20 protein-coding genes are annotated in these 20,905 nt (G+C 66.1%); 17 read left to right on the plus strand and 3 right to left on the minus strand.

Features of this window, described 5'->3' with window-relative positions:
• The first annotated feature begins 11 nt into the window (after nt 1-11).
• The 16 genes from DEI91_RS04010 to DEI91_RS04080 all read left to right on the plus strand — a co-directional run bounded on the left by DEI91_RS04010 (nt 12) and on the right by DEI91_RS04080 (nt 17,754).
• Nucleotides 12-1,478, plus strand: coding sequence for a sugar transferase (locus tag DEI91_RS04010; protein WP_111051298.1), 1,467 nt, complete (start codon nt 12-14; stop codon nt 1,476-1,478).
• Nucleotides 1,479-1,649: 171 nt separating this feature from the next.
• Nucleotides 1,650-2,270 carry a WecB/TagA/CpsF family glycosyltransferase gene (locus tag DEI91_RS04015; RefSeq protein ID WP_181439470.1) on the plus strand — a complete coding sequence of 207 codons (621 nt, stop codon included), beginning with the start codon at nt 1,650-1,652 and terminating at the stop codon, nt 2,268-2,270.
• A complete protein-coding gene (locus DEI91_RS04020; RefSeq protein WP_181439471.1) occupies nt 2,263-3,366 on the plus strand; it encodes a glycosyltransferase family 4 protein in 1,104 nt (367 codons plus the stop codon). The genes DEI91_RS04015 and DEI91_RS04020 overlap by 8 nt, the downstream gene beginning before the upstream one ends.
• The gene (locus DEI91_RS04025; RefSeq protein ID WP_146244199.1) at nt 3,330-4,472 is read left to right on the plus strand and encodes a glycosyltransferase family 4 protein; all 1,143 of its coding nucleotides are present in this window, start codon (nt 3,330-3,332) and stop codon (nt 4,470-4,472) included. Before DEI91_RS04020 ends, DEI91_RS04025 begins: the two co-directional genes overlap by 37 nt.
• Nucleotides 4,465-5,331 (plus strand): glycosyltransferase family 2 protein, encoded by an 867-nt coding sequence (locus DEI91_RS04030; RefSeq protein ID WP_111051040.1) that lies wholly within the window; start codon nt 4,465-4,467, stop codon nt 5,329-5,331. The genes DEI91_RS04025 and DEI91_RS04030 overlap by 8 nt, the downstream gene beginning before the upstream one ends.
• Nucleotides 5,328-6,629, plus strand: a complete 1,302-nt coding sequence (locus DEI91_RS04035; protein ID WP_111051041.1) for a hypothetical protein — start codon at nt 5,328-5,330, stop codon at nt 6,627-6,629. The genes DEI91_RS04030 and DEI91_RS04035 overlap by 4 nt, the downstream gene beginning before the upstream one ends.
• A complete protein-coding gene (locus DEI91_RS04040) occupies nt 6,629-7,690 on the plus strand; it encodes a glycosyltransferase family 4 protein (RefSeq protein ID WP_111051042.1) in 1,062 nt (353 codons plus the stop codon). The genes DEI91_RS04035 and DEI91_RS04040 overlap by 1 nt, the downstream gene beginning before the upstream one ends.
• Nucleotides 7,687-8,253: a DapH/DapD/GlmU-related protein gene (locus DEI91_RS16825; protein ID WP_309148039.1), complete on the plus strand. Its 567-nt coding sequence runs from the start codon at nt 7,687-7,689 to the stop codon at nt 8,251-8,253. The genes DEI91_RS04040 and DEI91_RS16825 overlap by 4 nt, the downstream gene beginning before the upstream one ends.
• Nucleotides 8,250-9,338, plus strand: coding sequence for a glycosyltransferase (locus tag DEI91_RS04050; RefSeq protein WP_111051043.1), 1,089 nt, complete (start codon nt 8,250-8,252; stop codon nt 9,336-9,338). The genes DEI91_RS16825 and DEI91_RS04050 overlap by 4 nt, the downstream gene beginning before the upstream one ends.
• Nucleotides 9,335-10,309: a hypothetical protein gene (locus DEI91_RS15910; protein WP_146244200.1), complete on the plus strand. Its 975-nt coding sequence runs from the start codon at nt 9,335-9,337 to the stop codon at nt 10,307-10,309. The genes DEI91_RS04050 and DEI91_RS15910 overlap by 4 nt, the downstream gene beginning before the upstream one ends.
• A complete protein-coding gene (locus DEI91_RS04055) occupies nt 10,306-11,751 on the plus strand; it encodes an oligosaccharide flippase family protein (RefSeq protein ID WP_111051044.1) in 1,446 nt (481 codons plus the stop codon). The genes DEI91_RS15910 and DEI91_RS04055 overlap by 4 nt, the downstream gene beginning before the upstream one ends.
• A 184-nt stretch (nt 11,752-11,935) precedes the next feature.
• Nucleotides 11,936-12,847, plus strand: a complete 912-nt coding sequence (locus DEI91_RS04060) for a beta-1,6-N-acetylglucosaminyltransferase (protein ID WP_181439472.1) — start codon at nt 11,936-11,938, stop codon at nt 12,845-12,847.
• A 32-nt stretch (nt 12,848-12,879) separates the two neighbouring features.
• Entirely contained in the window at nt 12,880-13,908 is a 1,029-nt protein-coding gene (gmd, locus tag DEI91_RS04065) for a GDP-mannose 4,6-dehydratase (protein WP_111051046.1), read from the plus strand.
• Entirely contained in the window at nt 13,908-14,879 is a 972-nt protein-coding gene (locus DEI91_RS04070) for a GDP-L-fucose synthase (RefSeq protein ID WP_111051047.1), read from the plus strand. Before gmd ends, DEI91_RS04070 begins: the two co-directional genes overlap by 1 nt.
• Before the next feature lie 39 nt (nt 14,880-14,918).
• A complete protein-coding gene (locus DEI91_RS04075; RefSeq protein ID WP_181439473.1) occupies nt 14,919-16,739 on the plus strand; it encodes a DUF4012 domain-containing protein in 1,821 nt (606 codons plus the stop codon).
• A gap of 451 nt (nt 16,740-17,190) precedes the next feature.
• Nucleotides 17,191-17,754 (plus strand): hypothetical protein, encoded by a 564-nt coding sequence (locus tag DEI91_RS04080; protein ID WP_111051049.1) that lies wholly within the window; start codon nt 17,191-17,193, stop codon nt 17,752-17,754.
• A gap of 334 nt (nt 17,755-18,088) precedes the next feature.
• Here DEI91_RS04080 and DEI91_RS04085 read toward each other — a convergent pair whose 3' ends face one another.
• The 3 genes from DEI91_RS04085 to DEI91_RS16170 all read right to left on the minus strand — a co-directional run bounded on the left by DEI91_RS04085 (nt 18,089) and on the right by DEI91_RS16170 (nt 20,190).
• Entirely contained in the window at nt 18,089-18,424 is a 336-nt protein-coding gene (locus DEI91_RS04085) for a hypothetical protein (RefSeq protein WP_111051050.1), read from the minus strand.
• Nucleotides 18,421-19,584, minus strand: coding sequence for an ATP/GTP-binding protein (locus DEI91_RS04090; RefSeq protein ID WP_258374282.1), 1,164 nt, complete (start codon nt 19,582-19,584; stop codon nt 18,421-18,423). The genes DEI91_RS04085 and DEI91_RS04090 overlap by 4 nt, the downstream gene beginning before the upstream one ends.
• 72 nt (nt 19,585-19,656) lie before the next feature.
• Nucleotides 19,657-20,190 (minus strand): VanZ family protein, encoded by a 534-nt coding sequence (locus DEI91_RS16170; protein ID WP_181439474.1) that lies wholly within the window; start codon nt 20,188-20,190, stop codon nt 19,657-19,659.
• 286 nt (nt 20,191-20,476) lie between these two features.
• On the opposite strand from DEI91_RS16170, the gene DEI91_RS04100 reads away from it, so the two are divergent.
• Nucleotides 20,477-20,800 carry a hypothetical protein gene (locus DEI91_RS04100; protein ID WP_111051051.1) on the plus strand — a complete coding sequence of 108 codons (324 nt, stop codon included), beginning with the start codon at nt 20,477-20,479 and terminating at the stop codon, nt 20,798-20,800.
• The last annotated feature ends 105 nt before the right edge of the window (nt 20,801-20,905 follow it).

The raw sequence follows: 20,905 nt of genomic DNA on the forward strand, positions 1-20,905 counted from the left end.
GGGTGGCGACCATGACCGCGGGCGCGCTGCGGGTCTCCGCGTCGACGGGCTCCACCGAGGAGTGGAGCCGGTCCTACTCGCGCCGCGTCCTGGTCACTGATCTCCTGGCACTGTTCTGGGTCGTCTTCGGCGTGCAGATCGCCTGGCTCGGGCTCGACTCGAACCTGGCGACGAACACCGCCGACCTGCGTCTCAGCTACACCGGCATCTCCATCGTCGTCATCGCCGTGTGGATGAGCGCCCTCGCGCTGTACGACACCCGCGGACACCGCGTCATCGGCGTCGGCAGCACCGAGTACCGCCTCGTCGCGGACTCGAGCGTGCGGGTGTTCGGCTTCCTCGCGATCGCCGCCTACCTGCTGCACGTGGACCTGGCCCGCGGCTACATCCTCATCGCGTTCCCGGTCGGCATCCTCGTCCTGCTGCTGTCGCGGTGGATGTGGCGCCAGTGGCTCGTCGCCGAGCGGAAGCGCGGCAACTACTCCGCCAAGGTGCTGCTGATCGGGTCGACCAGCAGCGTCCTGCACCTCGCACGCGAGCTCGGCCGGACGCCCGAGGCCGGCTACCGCGTCGTCGGCGCCGCCGTCTCGACAGGGACCCGCGGTGTCCTACCCGGCTCCACCGTGCAGAGCTACGGCGGGTTCGACGACCTGGCCGAGGCCCTCGCGGAAACAGGGGCGGACACCGTCGTCATCACGAGTGCCGACGACCTGCCGCCCGAACGCGTCCGGCAGCTCAGCTGGTCCCTCGAGCCCGGCCGGCAGCACCTGGTCGTCGCGCCGAGCCTGACCGACATCGGCGGTCCACGCATCCACACCCGCCCGGTGCAGGGCCTGCCGCTCATCCACGTCGAGACCCCGACCTACTCGGGCCGGAAGCTCTACACGAAGCGGGCGTTCGACCTGATCGGATCGACGGCGCTCATCATCGTGCTGTCGCCGGTCCTGCTCGTCCTGGCCCTGATGGTGAAGCTGACGTCGCCCGGGCCGGTCTTCTTCCGGCAGGAGCGCGTCGGGCTCGATGGCGCCACGTTCCGCATGATCAAGTTCCGGTCGATGGTCGTGGACGCTGAAGCCCGGCTGCAGGAGCTCAGCCAGCTCGATCGCGCCGAGGGCAACGACGTGCTGTTCAAGATGAAGAACGACCCCCGGGTGACCCGGGTCGGGGGGTTCATGCGGCGGTACAGCTTGGACGAGATCCCGCAATTGGCCAATGTCATCCGCGGGGACATGTCGCTGGTGGGCCCGCGGCCACCACTGCGACGTGAGGTCGAACGGTACGACGCGCACGTGCATCGACGTTTCCTAGTCAAACCCGGGCTCACTGGCCTCTGGCAGGTGAGCGGACGGTCTGACCTCTCCTGGGAAGATTCGGTCCGTCTTGACTTGTTCTACGTGGAGAACTGGTCGATGGTCGGCGACCTGCTCATCCTCTGGAAGACGTTCAGAGCCGTTACCGCGAGCCGAGGGGCGTACTGAATGAACGACCGACATTCCGGCGATCAGGGAACTGCGAGAGCCGAACTCCTCGGACTTCCTCGTGTCCGAGTGGCGGGCGTCTCGCTCGTAGCAAGGCCGGCACAAGAAGTTCTGGAACGTGTACGACTCGTCGCCGCGACGCTGCGTGACAGCGGGGTCCCGGTGCACTTCGTGAACGCCTACACCGTGTCACTCACGGAGAACAGGACGTACCTCGAGCTGTTCCAACACGGCAGTGTGAATGTCGCTGACGGGACTCCTCTCGCGTGGCTCGCGCGGCGCAAATCCGATCATGTCGCTCACATGCGCGGGCCGGACGCTTTCCGCGCGCTGCTCGATTCAGCGCCCGACACAGGCATGCGCCACTTCCTGCTGGGTGGTACGGAGAAGTCCCTTGCGCGCCTCCAGTCGACGATCGCCACGAGATACCCGCAGGCGTCGGTCGTCGGGAGCTTTAGTCCGCCGTTCCGTCCGCTCGAGCCGGCCGATCACCAGGAGATCGACGTGATGCTGAAGCGGACCAGGGCAAACGTGGTCTGGGTAGGGATCGGCACTCCGAAGCAGGACTACGAGGTCGCCCGCATTGCTGCCAGTCACCCGGCCGTCGTTCTCGCGGTCGGTGCTGCCTTCAACTTTGTGTCGGGTGACGTGGTCGAAGCGCCGGTTTTCTGGCGCCGGACTGGCCTGGAGTGGGCTTACCGCTTCGGGCGGGAGCCACGCCGTCTTTGGCGGCGTTATGTGTTCGGTAATCTGCGCTTCGTCATCCTCGCCCTCCGGAGGCATCGTGGCTGAGCGGTCGACAGTTGACGTGATCGCGATCAGTCAACTTCCTCCTCCCGTGCACGGCTCCACGATCATGACCCGTACCTTCCTCGAGTCGTGTGACAAATTGGGCCTGGTCACGTCCCTCGTGGATCGTCGCTTCAGCACCTCGGTCGGCGAGATCGGCGAGACGAGCCTGCGGAAGCTCTTCGCCGCGTTCTCGCTCTTCACGCGACTCTGGCGTGCCCTCGATCGGCATCGTGCTGCGTCCGTCGTCTTCTTCACCACCAACCGACCGCCCTCGTTCTGGATGGACGTGCTGCTGAGCCTCCTGCTCAGGGCAAAGCGGCGGGACTACATCGCGTACGTGCACACTTCCGGGTACTCGGAACTCGCCGCCATGGGAAGGCTCCAGGCGCGCGGGGTGCGGGCGATGCTCGCTGGAGCGCGGTCCGTCGTGGTTCTCGGAGAGTCCATGAAGGACGACGTGCGTGGGTTCAACGACGTCATTCAGGTCATCCCCAACACCGTCGGGACGGTAGAACCCGCGGGCACCCAAGTGCACGAAAGCCCGCAGCTGGTCTACGTGTCGAACCTCATCCCGGGCAAGGGTGCGGAGGACTTCATGAGGATTGCCGATCGGTGCCTCACCGAGGTGCCGACTGCCCGCGCTGTCGTGATCGGTGGGACCTCGTCGCCGGAGTACACGAACGATCTCCGGGCGATGCTTAGTCCTGATTCCCAGGCCAGAGTGCGTTTTGCCGGACCGCTGTTCGATGCGGAGCGGGACGACGTCGTAGCCGCCTCCTCGGTGCTGGTCTTCCCGAGTAGTTACCGGTTCGAAGCTCAGCCACTCACCTTGCTGGAGGGGCTCCGTCTCGCAGTGCCCGTGGTCGCCTACGATGTGGGCGGGATCAAGGACATTGTGGCTGACGGCGTCAACGGGTACCTCGTGACGAAGAATGACTGGCTTGCGTCATCCGATCGTTGCCTCGCGGTACTGCGGTCTGCCGACCTGCGGCGGCACCTCAGCGCCGGGGCGCGCCAGACGTTCGACAAGCGGTTCAGTCTGGTCGGGTATCGACGAGCGTGGCAGTCTCTCTTGTCGGGACGTGCTCCGGAATGACAGGTCGAAGATTCGCGATCGTCCAGGAGTACGTGCCGGCCTACCGTGTTCCCCTCTTCGCAGCGATGGCGGCGGCGGCGGCGGCCGACGGGGACGAGTTGGTGGTGTTTGCAGGGGAACCTGCCGGCGATCTGGCGCGGCGCAACGACGGCGCGGGGCCGCAGCCATGGCTCCGCCGAATCCGGCAAAGAGAGTTCAAGATCCTGGGTCGGCGGCTCACGCTCCGCGTGCTTCCTCCAGCGGTGCGCCGCTCCGACCTCATCGTCGTCGAGCAGGCCCGCCGGAACCTCGACGTCCCGTTGCTCCTCGCATGGCCTTGGACTGCCAAGAAGGTTGCGATGTGGGGTCATGGCTCGGACGTGGTGAAGACGCCGTCCCTCCTGGAACGCGCGTACAGCGTCGCGCTACTGCGACGAGCTGCGTGGTTCTTCGCCTACACGGAGTCAGGGGTGAAGTGGGCGACGCGGGTCGGCATCGACCATTCGAAGACGACTGTGTTGCGCAACAGCATCGACGCCGAGCGGCTTCGCCGAGACCTCGACGCGGTCCGTCTTTCCATCGTCCCCGACTGTTTTCAGGCACTGTTCATCGGTGGCCTCGACGCAAGCAAGCGTGTCGGGGAACTGATCGAGATAGCGACGCAGGTCCACGAGATCGAGCCCGGCTTCCGGCTCGTGGTGGCAGGAGATGGCGAACTGCGTGCTGATGTCTCAGCAGCGCACGACCGGTACAGCTGGCTCGAGTACCGCGGCCCGCTGTCGGGCGAAGACAAAGCGCGCGCACTCCTCGAGAGCGATGTGCTCCTACTCCCGGGTCGGGTCGGGCTGGTGGCGGTCGACAGTCTGGTGGCGGGGCGGCCGATCGTCACACTGTCCTCGTCCCTGCACGCTCCTGAGTACGGGTACCTGGAGCCCGGCGAGACGTGCTTGACGGCGTCGTCCGTAGAAGAGGCGGTAATGCAGACGGTCGAACTCCTGAGGGATCGGGCCGCGCTGGAAGCGATGCAGGAACGATGCCGAGCGGCAGCCGTGGATTTCTCGGTGGAGCAGATGGCCCGTCGATTCCGCTCCGGTATGAAACAAGCAATCGAGGACTCCGATGACTAAGTTGCACGTGATCGTGGCGAGTCACAACCGCGAAGCCACCACGGTTCGGGCGTTGCGCTCTTTGAAAGTGGCGACGGCACAAGCGGACGTCGACTTCGACGTCACCCTGTTCGACGACGGATCGAGTGATGGCACGATCGCTGGTGCTTCCAACGTCGTCGAGCAACTGCATGTCCTTCGGGGGGACGGATCCGCCTTCTGGGCGAAATCGATGGCGACCGCCGAGCAGAAGGTCCTGACGCGAACTGACGTACAACCCGCGGACTGGCTCATGTGGTTCAACGATGACGTGGAGCTGACGCCGTCAGGCTTGCGGGATCTGCTGCACTCGTCAAAGACACTCGCTCCCGGCGTCATCGTGGGGAGCACCATCGACCCGACGAGCGGCGCGTTGACCTACGGTGGCCTCCGCCGTAGTGGAGTTCATCCGTTGGCATTCGATCTCGTAGCGCCACCGAGCGTCACGGAAGAGGCAATCCGTGTCGACGCCTTCAATGGCAATGTCGTGCTCATGCCGGTGCACGTTGCACGGTCGGTCGGTCCGATCGACGGGGGCTTCAGTCACGCCTTCGCCGATGTCGATTACGGCATGAGAGCTTCGTCGAGCGGCGTTCCCGTCTGGGTCGCTGGCGGAGCGGTCGGGCTTTGCAGCAGGAACGCGGCGGTGGCTCATTCGTCGCTCGCGGCGGCCTGGCGCGCCTACGTCGGGAAGAAGGGCGCTGGGAACCCACGGTCTCTCCTGCGCTACCTCCGACGGCATCAGCCGAGATCTTGGTGGTTTTTCTTTGCTTCGTCGTACGCGTTGTGGTGGGTGCGCAACCTGCGTGGGGCGCTCTCCGCTGGGAGGCCGGTCCGATGACGACATTGCTTCTGCTGCTCGTCGGCGCCATCGTCATCGCGTTGCTGGTCGGGTTCGTTCGTTTGAATCCGCGGCTCGTGTTCTGGGCCGTGTCGCTCTACGCCCTGACCGCGTGGGAATTCCCCAACTTCGGAACGATCGGGACGTTCGGCGGGACGACGATCACTGTCGGCGACATCTTGGCCGTCGCTTTGTTCATCGCAGCAACGATTGACTCCCGCAAGGCGTTGTCGCGGCTCTCTCCGCTCGTCGTGTTCGCGAGCGTTCTCCTGCTCGTACTGCTCGCGGTGTCGCTCGCCCGTGGCATATCGCAGTACGGTCTCGGCCTTGCAGTCAACGAGGCACGGGGTTTCCTCTACGTGATGGGGATCGTCTTCTGGGGGGTGACCCGGGAGTGGGCGCACGAAGACGTCGTGTGGGCCGAGAAGTACTTCGTCGTCGTTCAAGGCGTGGGTCTCTGTCTTGTCGCGGCCTACCACGCTGCGCGCTACGGCCTGGGCGGCACCGACGACTTCGTGGCCGTCAGCGGGGAACTCAGCCAGACGGGGCGCCCGCTGGTCTCATCACAGGCCTTCCTCCTCGTCCTCTGCGCGGTGCTCGCGCTCCGGCTTTGGAACCGCACCAATCAGCAGCGGTACGTGTTCTTGTCCGCGATCTTCATGCTGGTCGTGGCGGTGAGCCAGCAGCGCACGGTGTGGTTGACCATGATTGCTCTGGCGCTCGTTCTCGTGTGGCGCGCACCCCGCGCGCTTCGGCAGAAGATCATCCCGTTCGCCGCAACAGTCCTCGTGATCGGTCTCGCCATAGCGGTCAGTCGCGCAGCGAACAGCAACCTCGTCGCCGAGTTCGTGGGCTCCGCCTCGAACACCGGGACGTACGATGCGCGGCTCACCAGTTGGATCGGTCTCGTCGTGCAGTCCCTGGGCGGCGGACCACTGAGCGTCCTGTTCGGCATGCCTTTCGGTCATGGATTCGGTCGTTTCGAGGGCGTCGGACGCTGGGTGGTCTTCGCGCCGCACAACTGGTATGTCACGGTGTACCTGCGCGAGGGACTCATCGGCCTCCTCGCTTTGCTTGCCATCATCGTGCCGCGCGTGTTCGAAGGCCTTCGCCCTGGCCGAGACGTCTTCGTCGCATGCATCCTCGTATGCTTCCTCGTGTACGGCTGGACCTACTCGTGGCAGTGGTGGACCTGCGTACCGCTGGCCTTCGCGTTCCTCGATAGGAAGTTCCCGCGCTATGACATGGAAGCGGCGAACCCGCGCCTGGACGATGCTCGCCTGCGGGTGAGCCACTGATGCCGAACCTTCGCGTCCTCCACATCCTCGGTGAGCTGCGTCCCAGCGGTATGGAACGCATGCTCGTCTCCGGGGCCGCCGACTTCAAGGCGTCCGGCGTAGCCGCTCATGTCGCGGGTTTCGGCGTCCAGCATCCCTATGCAACCGAGATCCGACTTGCGGGCTACGGCGTCTCGACAACCGAGCAGCCTCTCCGGAGTGCAGCCGGACGGCGATTCCTGGCGCGTGTCATCGCAGACTTTCGACCAGACGTCGTTCACCTGCACTCTGAGGGCAACTACCTGCAGAACGTGCTCACCATCCGACGAATCGAACGCGCGGTGCCGATAGTCAGGACCGTGCACAATGTCTTCACTGCCCGGGGCAAGTGGTTCGTGAGCCGATTCCTTCAGGCGGTTGTCGCCGACCGGTTCGTTCGCGCGGTCATCGTCCCCAGTCACGACGTGGCATCCAATGAAGAACGCTTCGCCAGGAGAGTGAAGGTGGTCTACAACTGGGTTGACCCGCGGTACTTCGCGCTCACTGGGGCCCACCCCAACGATGATCCTCACGATCTTTCGGCACCGGTGGTGTTGGTCGGGAACTGCTCTTGGATCAAGAACCACGATGTCGTGTTGGAAGCCGCGCTGATGGGCGGGTTGCGGGTGGCTCATGTGGGATCCGAGGACCATGCTGAGCCCTCTGAGCTGCGTCTCCTCGAGGAGCTCGAGAAGAGGGGTCTCCTCGTGTCACGCGGTGCCCGCGACCCGATCACGACGCTGGTCGGCGGCCGTGTCTTTGCGATGCCGAGCGTCAACGAAGGAATGCCGGTGGCATTGGCCGAGGCGCTTGTCGTCGGGTTGCCCGCGGTGGTGGCGGACGCTCCAGGTCTCCGCTGGGCAGCGTCCCAACCAGGGGTGACGATGGTGTCCTCCCGCGAGCCCGCCGTCTGGCTCGAATCCCTGCGGAGGGCTTCTCGGGGCACCCAGGCGTTGACAGTCGACTTTCGGCCTGCGCGAGGAACCGCCGAGTACGTCGAGATCTACCGCGCGGCCGTCGTGCGGAACGGAGGGACGAAATGATCCGCGCACTCCTCAGGAGGATCAAGCGGCAGAAGCGTCAGAACGCTCTGCCGTCGACGGTGTTGTCGGGCGACGCGCTCGTGATGGGTGAACGTGTGAGGATCTGGGCTCCGCGGTCGCTCCGGATCGGTAATCACGTTCACATTGGTTCTGACGTCCGCATCGAGGTTGACGGGTCGATCGGAGACCACGTCCTCGTCGCGAACAGATCAGCGATCGTCGGCCGTCGCGATCACGACATGAGGGTTGTGGGGACACCCATCACGGCCACTCCATGGGTGGGGACCACCAATGCGCTGAGCGATGACACGATCATCGGTAGCGATGTCTGGATCGGATTCGGCGCCGTGATCCTCTCCGGCGTTTCTGTCGGTGACAGCGCGGTCATCGCGGCTGGAGCGGTCGTCACGAAAGACGTCGACGCGAACACGATCGTCGCCGGCAATCCGGCGAGGATCGTCGGTACGAGATTCGAAGAGGTCGCTCTCCAAGAGCACTGGTCCGCGCTGCGGAGCGCGGGCGTTCGGCTCAGGAGCACGCAAGAGAACGGGGGGTCAGCATGAGCGGACGTGCTCCGAGGATCTTCTACGTCCCGAACGAGTTCGGGGGCTTTCGCCAGGTCGGTTTCCGCGAGCCATTGGAGATGCTCCATCGCGCGGGGATGATCGAGTCGCTCGAGGTCTTCAGTCTCTTGGACGCCGTGCGTAGTGGCGGTGATGCCAGGGCGCACCGGCGAGAGCTGCTCGAACGAGTAGCAGCCTTCCAGCCCGACATCCTCCTGATGCAACACCTCGTCGGCACCGGGCTCCGCAGAAGTCATTTCGCCGACCTCCAGGCATCGTGCCGCTCGGATTTCATCTACCACGAGGCAGATCCCTACTCACGCCACTTGCATCCTCTTCCGATCGAAGCGCGTGAGGCGGGGCGCGCAGCCGATGTCGTCTTCACGGTGGGCAGAGGAACGTTCGCCGACAACTTCCGTCGTGCAGGAAGCAAGAACGTCCGCTGGCTGCCCTCGGCCTACGAGCCGAACCGTTCGGTCAACTTCGATCGACCGCTCCGGGAAGACCGCCCGTTCGAGGTTGTGATTGTCGCGAACAGGAACCGTCCGCGGCTCCGCGGACTTCCGGACTGGCGGGAGCGGATCCGATTCGTCGAACTGATGCAGGAGCACTTCGGCACCCGACTCGCCGTTTACGGCCGCGGATGGGAAGGTCCGACAGCGAAAGGACCGGCCCCGTTCGAAGCGCAGGACGAGGCCATCACATCAGGATGGGTGAGTGCCAACTGGGACCATTTTGCGAATGAAGACTCTTACTTCTCGAATCGCTTGCCGATCTCCTTGGCATCAGGGTCCATCCACGCCACGACCGACCACCCGGGGTATGACGAGCTGTTCGGTGACAAGGCTGAGGGCTTCCTGATCCGCGGGACTTCCCCCGAAGCGCTCATCGCCTCCATCGACTCCGTCCTGGAGAATACGACGACCGACGAGCGGCTGCGCCGGATCCAGGCAGGGCGGGAGTTCGCGGCGGCGACGTTCCGGCAGGACGATCTCATGCTGCAGATGTTGAACTGGCGCAGAACCTGGATCGACCCGTCCGGTGCGCGGACCATCTGGGCTGCGAACCGGGATGCAAGTCGGTGAAGCTCAAGCCGTTGCGGACCTTGCCGCTCAGAGCAGCCATCAAGGCCGAGCGCTCGATCGCTCATCGGGAGCTACGGCGGGCCGCCTCGATCCCGATCGACCAGGGGGGGTGGCGTCCTCCGCAGAACATGGTGGGGCTGCGGGCTCGAGTGGACCCGTATCCCGACCTCGGTCATCAGCTGTCGACCTGGGTGTCGGGGTACCTCTGGGCGCAGGACCTCGGAGTCCCCTACTTCGGTGGGGACGTGACGAAAGATTCGCGGGGCTTGTTCGCGTTGTCCGAGTTGACTGCCGCACTTCCGAGCAATCGGCTCCTGGAGCGACGTCTGCCGGCGACGGGCTTCGAAACCGAGCCTTGGGCTCTCCCTGCCCTTCGGCACGCTGTGGACCGCGCGGCGAGAGGGCGCGCGAGGCCTTGGATCGGCCGTCTCAGCCTCGATCAGCGACGGTGGGACCAGACACCAGCAGCGCCTGCCCTGCGACGCGCCGTGCTGGCTGGCTATCTCGGACGAGAGCTCTTGACAGCGGAATCCACCAGCGATCACATCGCTGTACATGCTCGCCGTGGAGACGTCGGTCCGACCACACATCCGGACCGCTGGCTCGGTGTGCCCTATTACAAGAAGCTGATCGCAGAAATCCGATCGATCGGCCGCTTCGAACGGATGCCCATCCGTCTGTACACCTCTGGCGATGCTGGCGACCTCAAGGAGTTGGAACAACTCGGGGTGCAGATCAATGATTCCGGGGACCGGGACCACGACTTCGTTGCGATTGCTTCTGCACAGCTCATCGTCGCCGCACCTAGTTCGTTCGGGTTCTTCGCTGCGCTGGTGTCACGAGCGCCGGTCATCGCCCGTGTGCCATGGTGGCATCGTGTCCCTGACTCCGGACGGTGGTTCGCCTATGTACCGAGCAGTGGACTCGACACGGCCCGGCTCAGCCGTATGCTTCCGGTGGAAGGCGCATGAGTTCCATCGGCCGGCGTCTCGCGGCGGGCGCGGGTTGGGTGTATGGACTGCAGCTCCTGACCGTGATCGTGCAGCTCGGCTACGCGGCGCTGACTTCGAGACTCGCCGATCCGTCCGTCTTCGGCGCGTACAGCGTCGCGCTCTCCATCGCAGCGTTCGTGAACCTCCTCGGATCCGGGGGGCTGGCGCAGACCGCCGCCCGTGCGCCGGATGCTGACCGTCAGTCGACCCGCCCACTCGCTACGTACGCGCTGCTCATCGGGGGAGCCGCGGCTCTCTTCACCTTGGGGACTGCAGACCTGTGGAGCGCGCTGTGGGCAGCTCCTCAGGCTGCCGGACCCGTCCGGTTGCTGGCGGTGAGCGCTCTCATCCTGCCGATGCTGAGCCTGAGCAGCGGGCTGCTTCGCCGGGAGGGCGTGTTCCGCGATCTGGCCGTGGCGACGTTCGTGGCCAACGTCATTGGCATGGCCATCGGTGCGGGCGCGGTCTTGGTGTTCAAGAGCCCCGAGTCGCTGGCGGTGTCGGCCATCGTAGGTCAGTGGGGGACGTTCATCTGGGCGGCGGGACGACTTCGCGGTGCTTTGGCCCCGGGAAGGCTCGCGCTCCGGTCTGACAACGTCCGTTTCAGTACGAAGATCGTCGCGGTGTCGATCGTTCAGTACGTGTCGGGCAATGCGCCGCGGTGGAGTGTCAGCCAGTTCATCGGGACAGCAGTACTCGGAGCATGGAACAGGGCGGATGTCCTGTCGACCGTTCCCTTCTCGCAGCTGCAGAACGCATTGATGCAGGTCATCTACCCAGAATTCCGCCGTTATCCAGTGGGCAGTGTTGCCGCTCGGTCAGCTTGGCTGGACATGTTGGGCCTCGTGGCATGGTTGACCCTCCCCATCGGGGCAGTCATGGCCGGGGTAGGACCGGTCATCGTCGGCGTGGTCCTGGGCCCCGGCTGGGACCAGGCCGCGCGCATCCTCCCCCTGCTCGCTGTGCTCGGTGCCCTGCAGCCACTCATGGTGCTGTTCGCGGGCGCATTGGAATCAGCGTCGCTCTTCCGCGCGATCTGGGTAGCGGAGGCGCTCGCCTTCCTCATCAGTGCGACAGGCGTGATGTTGGTTCTGGTGCACAGGGAGTACGAGTTCGCGATCCTCGCGATGATCGCTGCCACGGTGGTCCGTCACATCGTGCACTTGCTCCAGGCCCGGCGCCTGGGCGCCTTGGGTCTCGTCGAAGTCGCCATCGGCTACGCTCAGCCCCTTGCCTTCGCAGTGGTCCTGTACCTCGCGCTGTACCTGCTCCTCGCCTCTGCCGACGGATCGATCGTCGAACTCGTCCTGGGACTCGTCGGCCTCGTCACCCTCGGCTTCTGGGTCCTCGCACGGCGACGATCCTTCGGACCGCTTGCGATTCTCAGGCGGCGTGGAATCCTGGGCAGGAACGGGGCATGAGCATCTGCCGGTCGTCCGCACTGCTTCAACAGGTGCAGATTCGGGCACGGCGGGGTCTTATGCTGAGAAGCGCTCGTCACCTGGCGAGATTCCTGCAGGGCAAGCTGCGCTGTGGCGTTCGGCTGGCTCTCGTGTCGCTGCGCGATAGGAGCACTGCCGTGCCATGCAACCGCGGAGGGTTGAGATGACGCCGATCTTCCTTGTGTATACCTTCCAAGACGCTCAGCACCTCCGTGAACTCGTGACCGCGCTGGAGCCCTATCGGGTCATCGTGCATGTGGACGCGAAAGCGAGCATGGAGGACTTCGAGCTCGCCGTCGGCGGGCATGGCAACGTGACCTTCACCGAGCGTGTCCAAGTCAACTGGGGTGGCTACTCCCAGGTCCGAGCCATCCGGATACTCGTGCGTGAAGCCCTCCGCGTCGCCGCCGATGACGACTACCTCATCATGCTTTCCGGATCTGACTACCCGCTCCGTCCAGTGGCGGACCTGGTGGACCATCTGAGGTCAAACCAGGGGCGGCAGTACCTGCGGGCCTTCGAAATTGCCAAGAGTGAGCCGAAGTACTTCCGCCAGATCGATCGCACTCATCACCGCGACCTGCCTTTGCTGTCACGACGGACCGGCAACAAGGCGCTGCGCAAGCTGCGCAACGGGATTATCCGGCTCGTCGACGGTCCGTTGAGCCGAAAGCGCGTGCCGCCAGTTCCTGACGGACTCGTCGTCGGGCATGGGGGGACGCATTTCGCGGTGACCGCCGAGTGCATGCGGTCGATGGAAGAGGCAGTGACCCCCGAGATTGAGCACTACTTCGCGGCGCTTTTCTGCCCGGAGGAGAAGTTCTACCAGTCGTTGATCATGAGCACGCCGTTCGCGAACTCGACACCAGCTGGCGGTTTCGAGGACTACGTCGGCCCAGGTAACTGGCGGTATGCCAACCTCCATCTCATCGATCCAACGCTCATCCGTGTCTTCACGAACGACGACTGGGTGGAGGTCGCTCGCAGCCCGATGTTCTTCATCCGGAAGATCGTTTCGGGCGAGAGCGACGGTCTTCGCGACCGGATCAAGGTTGAGAGATTGCATCAGGAATGATGCACAGGTACGACACTCGGAAAAGGGGAACGTTGCAGAAAAAAGCCTTCATCACCGGCATCACAGGTCAGGACGGGTCGTATCTGGCAGAATTGCTGCTCGCAAAGGGATACGAAGTGCACGGCCTGATCCGTCGTGCTTCGACCTTCAACACCTCGCGGATCGACCATCTCTACGTCGATCCGCACAACCCGGATGCCAAGCTCTTCCTGCACTACGGCGACCTCGGTGATGGAGCGCGACTCGTCAGCCTGCTCGGCGAACTGAAGCCGGACGAGGTCTACAACCTCGCGGCCCAGTCGCACGTGCGGGTTTCCTTCGATGAGCCTGAGCACACAGGCGATGTGACCGGTGTCGGTTCCATGCGCATGCTCGAAGCTGTCCGTATGTCCGGCATCCACACGCGGTTCTACCAGGCGTCGTCGTCCGAGATGTTCGGCGCGACGCCGCCGCCGCAGAACGAGGAGACGCCCTTCTGGCCGCGCTCCCCGTACGGCGCCGCGAAGGTCTACAGCTACTGGGTGACCCGGAACTACCGCGAGGCGTACGGGATGTTCGCCGTCAACGGGATCCTGTTCAACCACGAATCGCCGCGTCGCGGCGAGACCTTCGTCACCCGGAAGATCACACGGGCAGTGGCTCGGATCAAGGCAGGGCTCGAAGACCACGTGTACCTCGGCAACCTCGACTCCGTTCGCGACTGGGGGTACGCCGCTGAGTACGTCGAGGGCATGTGGCGGATGCTGCAGGTCGACGAGCCCGATGACTTCGTGCTCGCGACGGGCGGCGACTTCACGGTCAAGGACTTCCTCTCGACCGCGTTCTCGCACGCGGGGCTGAACTGGGAAGACCACGTCCGGTTCGACGAGCGTTACCTGCGTCCGAGTGAGGTGGACGCCCTGGTCGGCGACGCGTCGAAGGCCAAGGAGAAGCTCGGCTGGGAAGCGACGGTCGACACCGCGCAGTTGGCGCGCATCATGGTCGACGCCGACATCGAAGCGCTCGAGCACGAGGGTCGCCCGTGGATCGACAAGGTGAAGCTCGCGAGCTGGGAGGCATGATGGCGGACAACGAGTTCGTTCCCGGGCCGCTCGATCGAGCCGGGCGCGTCTACGTCGCCGGGCACCGGGGCCTCGTCGGTTCTGCGGTCTGGCGGAAGCTCCAGTCCGAGGGCTTCACGGATCTGGTCGGGCGCAGTTCCTCGGAACTCGACCTGAAGGACCGCGACGCCGTCTTCGCGTTCTTCGCCGAGCAGAAGCCGCGGTACGTCGTCCTGGCGGCGGCGAAGGTCGGCGGCATCATGGCGAACAACACGTACCCGCACGACTTCCTGAGCGAGAACCTCCAGATCCAGGTGAACGTCATGGACGCCGCCGTCGAGCACGACGTCGAGCGCCTCATGTTCCTCGGATCGTCGTGCATCTACCCGAAGTTCGCGGAGCAGCCGATCCACGAGGACTCGCTGCTCACGGGGCACCTCGAGCCGACGAACGACGCCTACGCCATCGCGAAGATCGCCGGAATCATGCAGGTCCAGGCGGTTCGCCGGCAACACGGCAAGCACTGGATCTCGGCGATGCCGACGAACCTCTACGGACCCGGCGACAACTTCTCGCCGCAGGGCTCGCACGTCCTGCCCGCTCTCATCCGTCGGTACGACGAGGCGGCCAAGTCGGGCGCGGACCGAGTCGAGAACTGGGGGACCGGATCGCCTCGTCGCGAGTTCCTGCACGTCGACGACATGGCCGCAGCAGTTCTGCACCTCATGGAGCACTACGACGGGCCTGAGCAGGTCAACGTCGGCACCGGTTCGGACGTGACGATCAAGGAGATCGCCGAGACGATCGCGAAGATCGTCGGCTTCGAGGGCGAGACGGAGTGGGACACGACGAAGCCCGACGGAACGCCGCAGAAGCTGCTCGACGTCTCCAAGCTCGCCGACGCCGGGTGGACCGCAGGCATCGGTCTCGAAGACGGACTTCGGAGCACCATCAGCTGGTACCGAGAGCACGTCGACACGATCCGCGAATGACGACGCAGGTCGGACATGAGCAACCATAGAATTAGGCCCATGTCCGACCTGCCCGAGTCGCGACGCGCTGCTGTACGCCGGGGGTCCAGGGCCCGGATCGTGCTGTGGATCGTCCTTGCGCTCGTCCTCCTCTTGATCGTCGCCGTCGCCTGGGTCGGAGTTCGCGGGCTGCTGGCGAAGCGGCACCTCGAGCAGTCGGTTGCGCTCGTGGGCACGCTGCGCTCGCAGATCACTGACGGCGATGCATCGGCGGCGCAGCGCACGGCGAAGCAGCTGGAGGACCACGCGTCGTCGGCGCGGAGCTTGACGAGCGATCCGATCTGGAGCGCCGCGCAGATCACACCCTTCTTCGGGTCGAACCTCCGGGCCGTACGCGAGGTCGCGGTCATCGTGGACCAGGTCGCAGCGGGGGCAGTGCGCCCGGTCACCGAGGTCATCGGCGACCTGAATCAGGACGCGCTCGCACCGAAGGGTGGTCGCATCGAACTCCAGCCGCTCGTGGACGCACAGCCGTCGGTCGCCCGCGCGACGAAGACCCTGGCGAAGGCCAGCGGTGAAGCGGATGCCATCGACACGAGCGCGACGTTGTCGCCAGTGACGTCGGCGGTCAATCAACTGCGCAATGCGCTCGGATCGGTCACCGAGCAGGCGACCACGGTCAACAAGGTGCTGCAGCTCGCGCCCGCCATGCTCGGACACGACGGCGCGCGCGACTACGTCCTGCTCTTCCAGAACAACGCCGAGCTGCGTGCCGGTGGCGGTATCCCCGGCGCGGTGGCTCTGCTGCAGGCGAGAGACGGGGCGATCGCGCTCGCGAATCAAGCGGCGGGATCGTCCTTCGGGCCGTATGACAAGCCAGTGCTACCGCTGTCCGCGGCGACGACGAGCCTCTACGGCGACATCACGGGTCGCTACATGCAGGACGTCAACCTGACACCGCGCTTCGACGTCACGGGGGCGCTGGCTCGCGAGATGTGGAAGCAGGAGTTTGGCCAGCAGGTGGACGGCGTCCTGGCCATCGACCCGGTGACCCTCGGCTACATCTTGCGTGCGACCGGTCCGGTGCAGCTGCCGACCGGGGACACGCTGACCTCGGACAACGCCGCGAAGCTCCTGTTGAGCGACGTCTACGCCAAGTACCCAGACCCGACAGTGCAGGACGCGTTCTTCGCGTCGGCGGCGAGTGCGGTGTTCGACAAGGTGTCGAGTGGAGAATTCGACACCAAGGCGTTCATCGGCGCGCTTACCGAAGGTACGAAGGACGGGCGACTCCGGCTCTGGAGCGCGGACGAGGCGGAGCAGAAGCAGATCGCGGGCACCGCTGTCGCCGGCACCCTCCCGACCGCGTCGGCGCAGACCCGTGAGTTCGGCGTCTACCTCAACGACGGCACCGCTGCGAAGATGGACTATTACCTCGACAAGAAGGTCTCCGTCGGCAGTTCTATTTGCCGGAAGGACGGACGGCCGACCTCGGTGGTCGAGGTCACGCTGAAGAACACCGCGCCCGCCGATGCTGCCACGAGCCTTCCGCGATACGTGACCGGTGGGGGCGACTTCGGGACAGAGCCCGGCAAGATCAAGACCCTGATGGCGGTGTACGCACCGCCCGGCGCGATCTACCTCGGTGCCTCGCAGGACGGCAAGGGCGCGGCCCTGCAGACCGTCATGGACGGCGAGCACCCCGTCGCGCAGATCCAGACGCTGCTCGCACCAGGGGAGAGCACGACCTTCCGCGTCGCGTTCCTCGGGGAGGCGAAGTTCGCCAAGGCCGGCGTGCAGGCAGAGTCGACTCCGGGTGTCCGTCAGACGAAGGTCGAGCCGCTACGGTTCGACTGCGCTGAGCCGGTTCCGGTCGGCTGATGCTGGAGCGACGCGGACAATAGGGGATCTTCGCCAGCTGGACGGGGCATCACCACGCGGTGTTTCGCCGTACTACGCGTGCTGCTCTGCCCCCAGTCCGGGGGTGGTGGGCGGCCTGAGTGGCCACCAAGGTCGGCAAAGTCGTCCGCACCGTTGCGACCCGATGCAGCTTCGGGTGGTGGTCAGGCGGTCGTGACCGGGGGTTCTCTCTGTCGTAGATGAAGGCGCATGGACGCACGTCGTCGCGATCACACGAATGCTGTGACTAGACCCAGCTCGAGTTCACGAATTCGTTGCACGAAGGGTGGCAACAAACTGTGAACATCCGCTACATTGAGGGAACTTCGCCAATCGCACCTGCCATGTCTGTGGTCAGGGGGGGATTGACATCTGCGGAGGCAGGGCTCTGGTATCAGGGTCTGTCGGATCAGATCACTAGGGGAACCACTTCATGAAGAAGCTCATCGCCGCGGTCGTGCTGGCTGGCGCCGCACTGCTCGCCACTCCCGCCGCTGCCAACGCAGCTGGCTACGCTCCCGACTCGGACGTCACGATCTCGGGCAACTACGTTGCCGGCGGCATCGTCGTCATCAACTTCAGCGAAGGCGCCTTCCAGGACAACGAGACGGTCAACGTCCAGATCACCGGTGCCGGCGTGAACGACGCCACGCTCGGTGCCCTGCCCGTGACCACCGTCTCGCGTGGGTACGTCGCCGACGCCGACGGCTCGCTCGACGTCCGCGTCACCCTCCCGGTGGGCGGCTCGGGCAGCTACAACCTGACCGCCACGGGCGCCACCTCCGGTGTCGTCGGCGTCGCGTCCTTCACCATCGCCCCGGCTGACGTCGCTGCTGGCGCCGGCTCGACCGGTGGCACCGGCACCAACGGTTCCCTCGCCTTCACGGGTTCGACCGTCTCCACCCTGGCCCTCTGGGTCGCCGGTGGCGCCGTCGTCCTCGGTGGCGGCCTGCTCGTCGTGCGCGGTTCGGTCCGTCGCCAGCGCGAGACCGTCTGAGCTTCAGCTCACTGAGCGGAACCCCCGGAGCCGTCAGGCTCCGGGGGTTCCGTCGTGTTCAGGGTGTGTGTGACGTCACGTCACGACGAGGAGGACGCCGACGACGCCGATGACGGCGAGCGGGGCGACCACCCAGAGCCACCAGGGGAAAGCGGAGGGACGACGGTACTGTCTGCGATTCGGGTTCACGTGCTGACCGTACGTCCGCGACGGGTCGGGCAGACGGCCGCTGCGCCTCCTGGCAGTCGAACGCGGCGGATTCCCGGCTGCTCGTAACACGAGCGACGAACGGCGACCCCATCGTGTCCGCAGCTCTGCGGACACGATGCCGAGGTCACGGTGCCTTCGGCAAGTCCCACACTTCGGCGTACCGCTCCCGCACGAGCGGCCAGACCTGCGCGACCGCGTCCTCGACCGAGCGGACCGAGTCACTGAGCGGCGGCGTCAGCACGAACTCGTGGGGGATTGGCCGCCCGGACCGGTCACGGCGTCCTTCCGGATCGGGGAAGCGCACGGCGAGCACCCCGGCGCGACGACGGACCACGGCCGGCACGTCGCGGACCCCGTCGAACGCCTGCTCGTAGCGCGCCAACGGGTCCTGCCCCGGCTGCTCGGTCGACAGGAACCGGAAGCCCCACGTACGACCACGGGTCGCCCAGATGAAGCTCACGACTCGTCGCCCCGGCGCAGCACACGCTGCTCGACGCCGCGGTCCAGGTCCTCGGCGAAGCGCGCGAGCACCCGGCTGGTGAACTCCTGCTCGGCCGTGGCCTCGTCCTTGAACTTCGCGACGCGCTTCGTGGCGAAGCTGACCGCGCGGGATCCGATGCCGCCTCCGATCCAGCCCGCGGCCGCGCCGACGAGCGGGGACTTGCCGTAGCGCGAGGTGGCGAGGAACCCGACGACGGGACCGGCGAACTTGAGCAACTGCTCGGCCACCTGGGCGCCGCGCTGCCGGGTGGTGGCCCACTTCGCGAAGCGCTCGAACGGCAGCATCGCCGTGATCGGCAGGAGCAGGTCCACGCCGGTGCGGGTGGTGACGTCGATGGCGCCCGGCTCGAACTTCGCGGACGACAGGAGCAGGAAGTCCTCGCCGACGTCGAGCGCGTCGGGGTCCTGGACGAAGCTCTGCAGCACGGTGCGGAGCTCGTCGAGCTCCCCGCCGGCCTTGCCGATGACGAGCTCGCGGAACGCCTCGACGTCGACGTCGGGCAGCAGGTCGGCCTTCGACAGCGCGAGGGTCCAGATCCGCGGGAAGCGCGTGAGGCGCTTGCCGTCCTCGAGCACGTCGTCGCGGAGCGCGTACAGCCCGGTGTGGAAGTCGGTGAGCAGCGCCTTGAGGTAGCGGTCCTCCTCGCCGGCGTGCTCGGCGAGGAGCTGTCCGTCCACCAGGAGCACGGCGACGTCGGCGCTGAGGAGCGACCGGAAGGTCTCGACCCGGCGCGTGGCCTCGTCGGCGGAGCTCGGGTCCTCCTCGAACCACTCACCGGGGTAGTCGTGCCAGACGATCCGCAGGGGTTTCACCGCCTTCTGCCTCGATCGGCCCTTCGGCAGGGCGTCCGCCGACGGCTCGATGACGAACCGGTAGGAGGTCGAGGCGAACCGCGTCGGGCCGGGCACGGTGTCGCCGTCGCGCATGCCCAGGTAGTTGCGGTGCAGCGTGCGGCCCTGGGCGCGGTCCTCGGCGGTCACGGCGTACCGGTTCGCCCGGCGGACGCTCGGCTCCTGAGCGGCACCGTAGAACGACGAGAGCAGGACGGTCTTGCCGCTGCCACTCCCTCCGAAGACGGCGATGTGCTGTTCCACCATCGGGGTGCTGTTCGTGGCCATGTCCCCGACCGTAGGCGGGGGGACGTGCGGGAAGGCTGAGCCGCCCGCAGGTGAACCGCCTGCGACCGGCCGTCAGCGTCGTCGCCGCGCCGCCACCCCGAGCACCACGACCCCGAGCAGCGCCCCCACGACGGCGCCCATCGTGTTCGCCACGACGTCGTCGATCGTCGCCACCCGTGCCGGTAGGAACAGCGCCTGCCCGGTCTCGATGGCCGCGCTGACGAGCAACCCCGACGCGGCGCCGGCCCACCACCAGCGCGCGCCGGCGAGCAGCACCACGAGCAGGCCGAGCGGCACGAAGAACGCCACGTTCGCCAGGGACTCGAACAGCCCGTACCCGAACCAGTCCGGCGCTCCACGTCGCTGCGCCGCGGCGACCACGCGGGCGAGCAGTGGTTGCACACGGGCGTCGACCGGGCTGCCCCAGAAGCCGATGAGGACCACCGCCACCCCGTAACCGACGGCGAGCACTGCAGCGACGCTGCGACTCCGCCCGGTCGCGTGCGCACTCGTCCCACCGTGGCGGCGGATCGCGGACCCGGCCACGCGCCCGACCGGCGCCGACGGCACGTCGTGCACGCGGTCGTCTGGACGCTCAGGGGTCACAGGAGGTGACGCTACCGGGACGGGCCTCCAGACCGGATCCACCGACCGGTGGACCGTCGGACGGGAGGCCCGACCCCTGTCCGACGCGTTCCGTCCAGATCGCGAGTACCCCGGTTTGTCCCCTGTACCCCGGAAACGTGACGTCTTGTCCCGGTTTTCCGGGCTTCGATACCGGAGCGGATCAGGAGAACCCGTGAATCCACGGGGCTGGCTGGTGGGTCGATGGCGTCCCCCGTACCGTGGTTCTCGCAAGCAGATGTACCCCGGAACGTGAAGGAGCAGGGCCATGACGATCATCAGCCACGACATGCACCAGGTCGAGGTGACCCTCGACACGGACACCGTCGACACGATCGCCGTGCTCGAGGCCCAGGTGGCCCACACTCCGTCCCGCGCCGTGCTCACGTGGTCCGAGGTCGAGACCGGCCTCTGGTCCGCCAACTACGGCGGCTACTTCGGTGGCACGGTCGACAAGCGGGACGGGCACTACTTCGTGTCCGACACGTTCGGCCAGTACGTCGGGGACTTCCGCTCGCTGGAGGACGCACAGTCGCGTCTCGCCGAGCGCCTGCACATCGTGCTCCCGTCCGTCATCCGACCGGTCGACTGACCGACCCCAACACGGAGCGCGCAGAAGCGAAGCACCACCCGGAGGCACGACCTCCGGATCAGCATGACCGAGGCCCCGCCGGAACACCGGCGGGGCTTCGACGTT

Source organism: Curtobacterium sp. MCBD17_032 (genome assembly GCF_003234855.1).
GTDB lineage: Bacteria > Actinomycetota > Actinomycetes > Actinomycetales > Microbacteriaceae > Curtobacterium.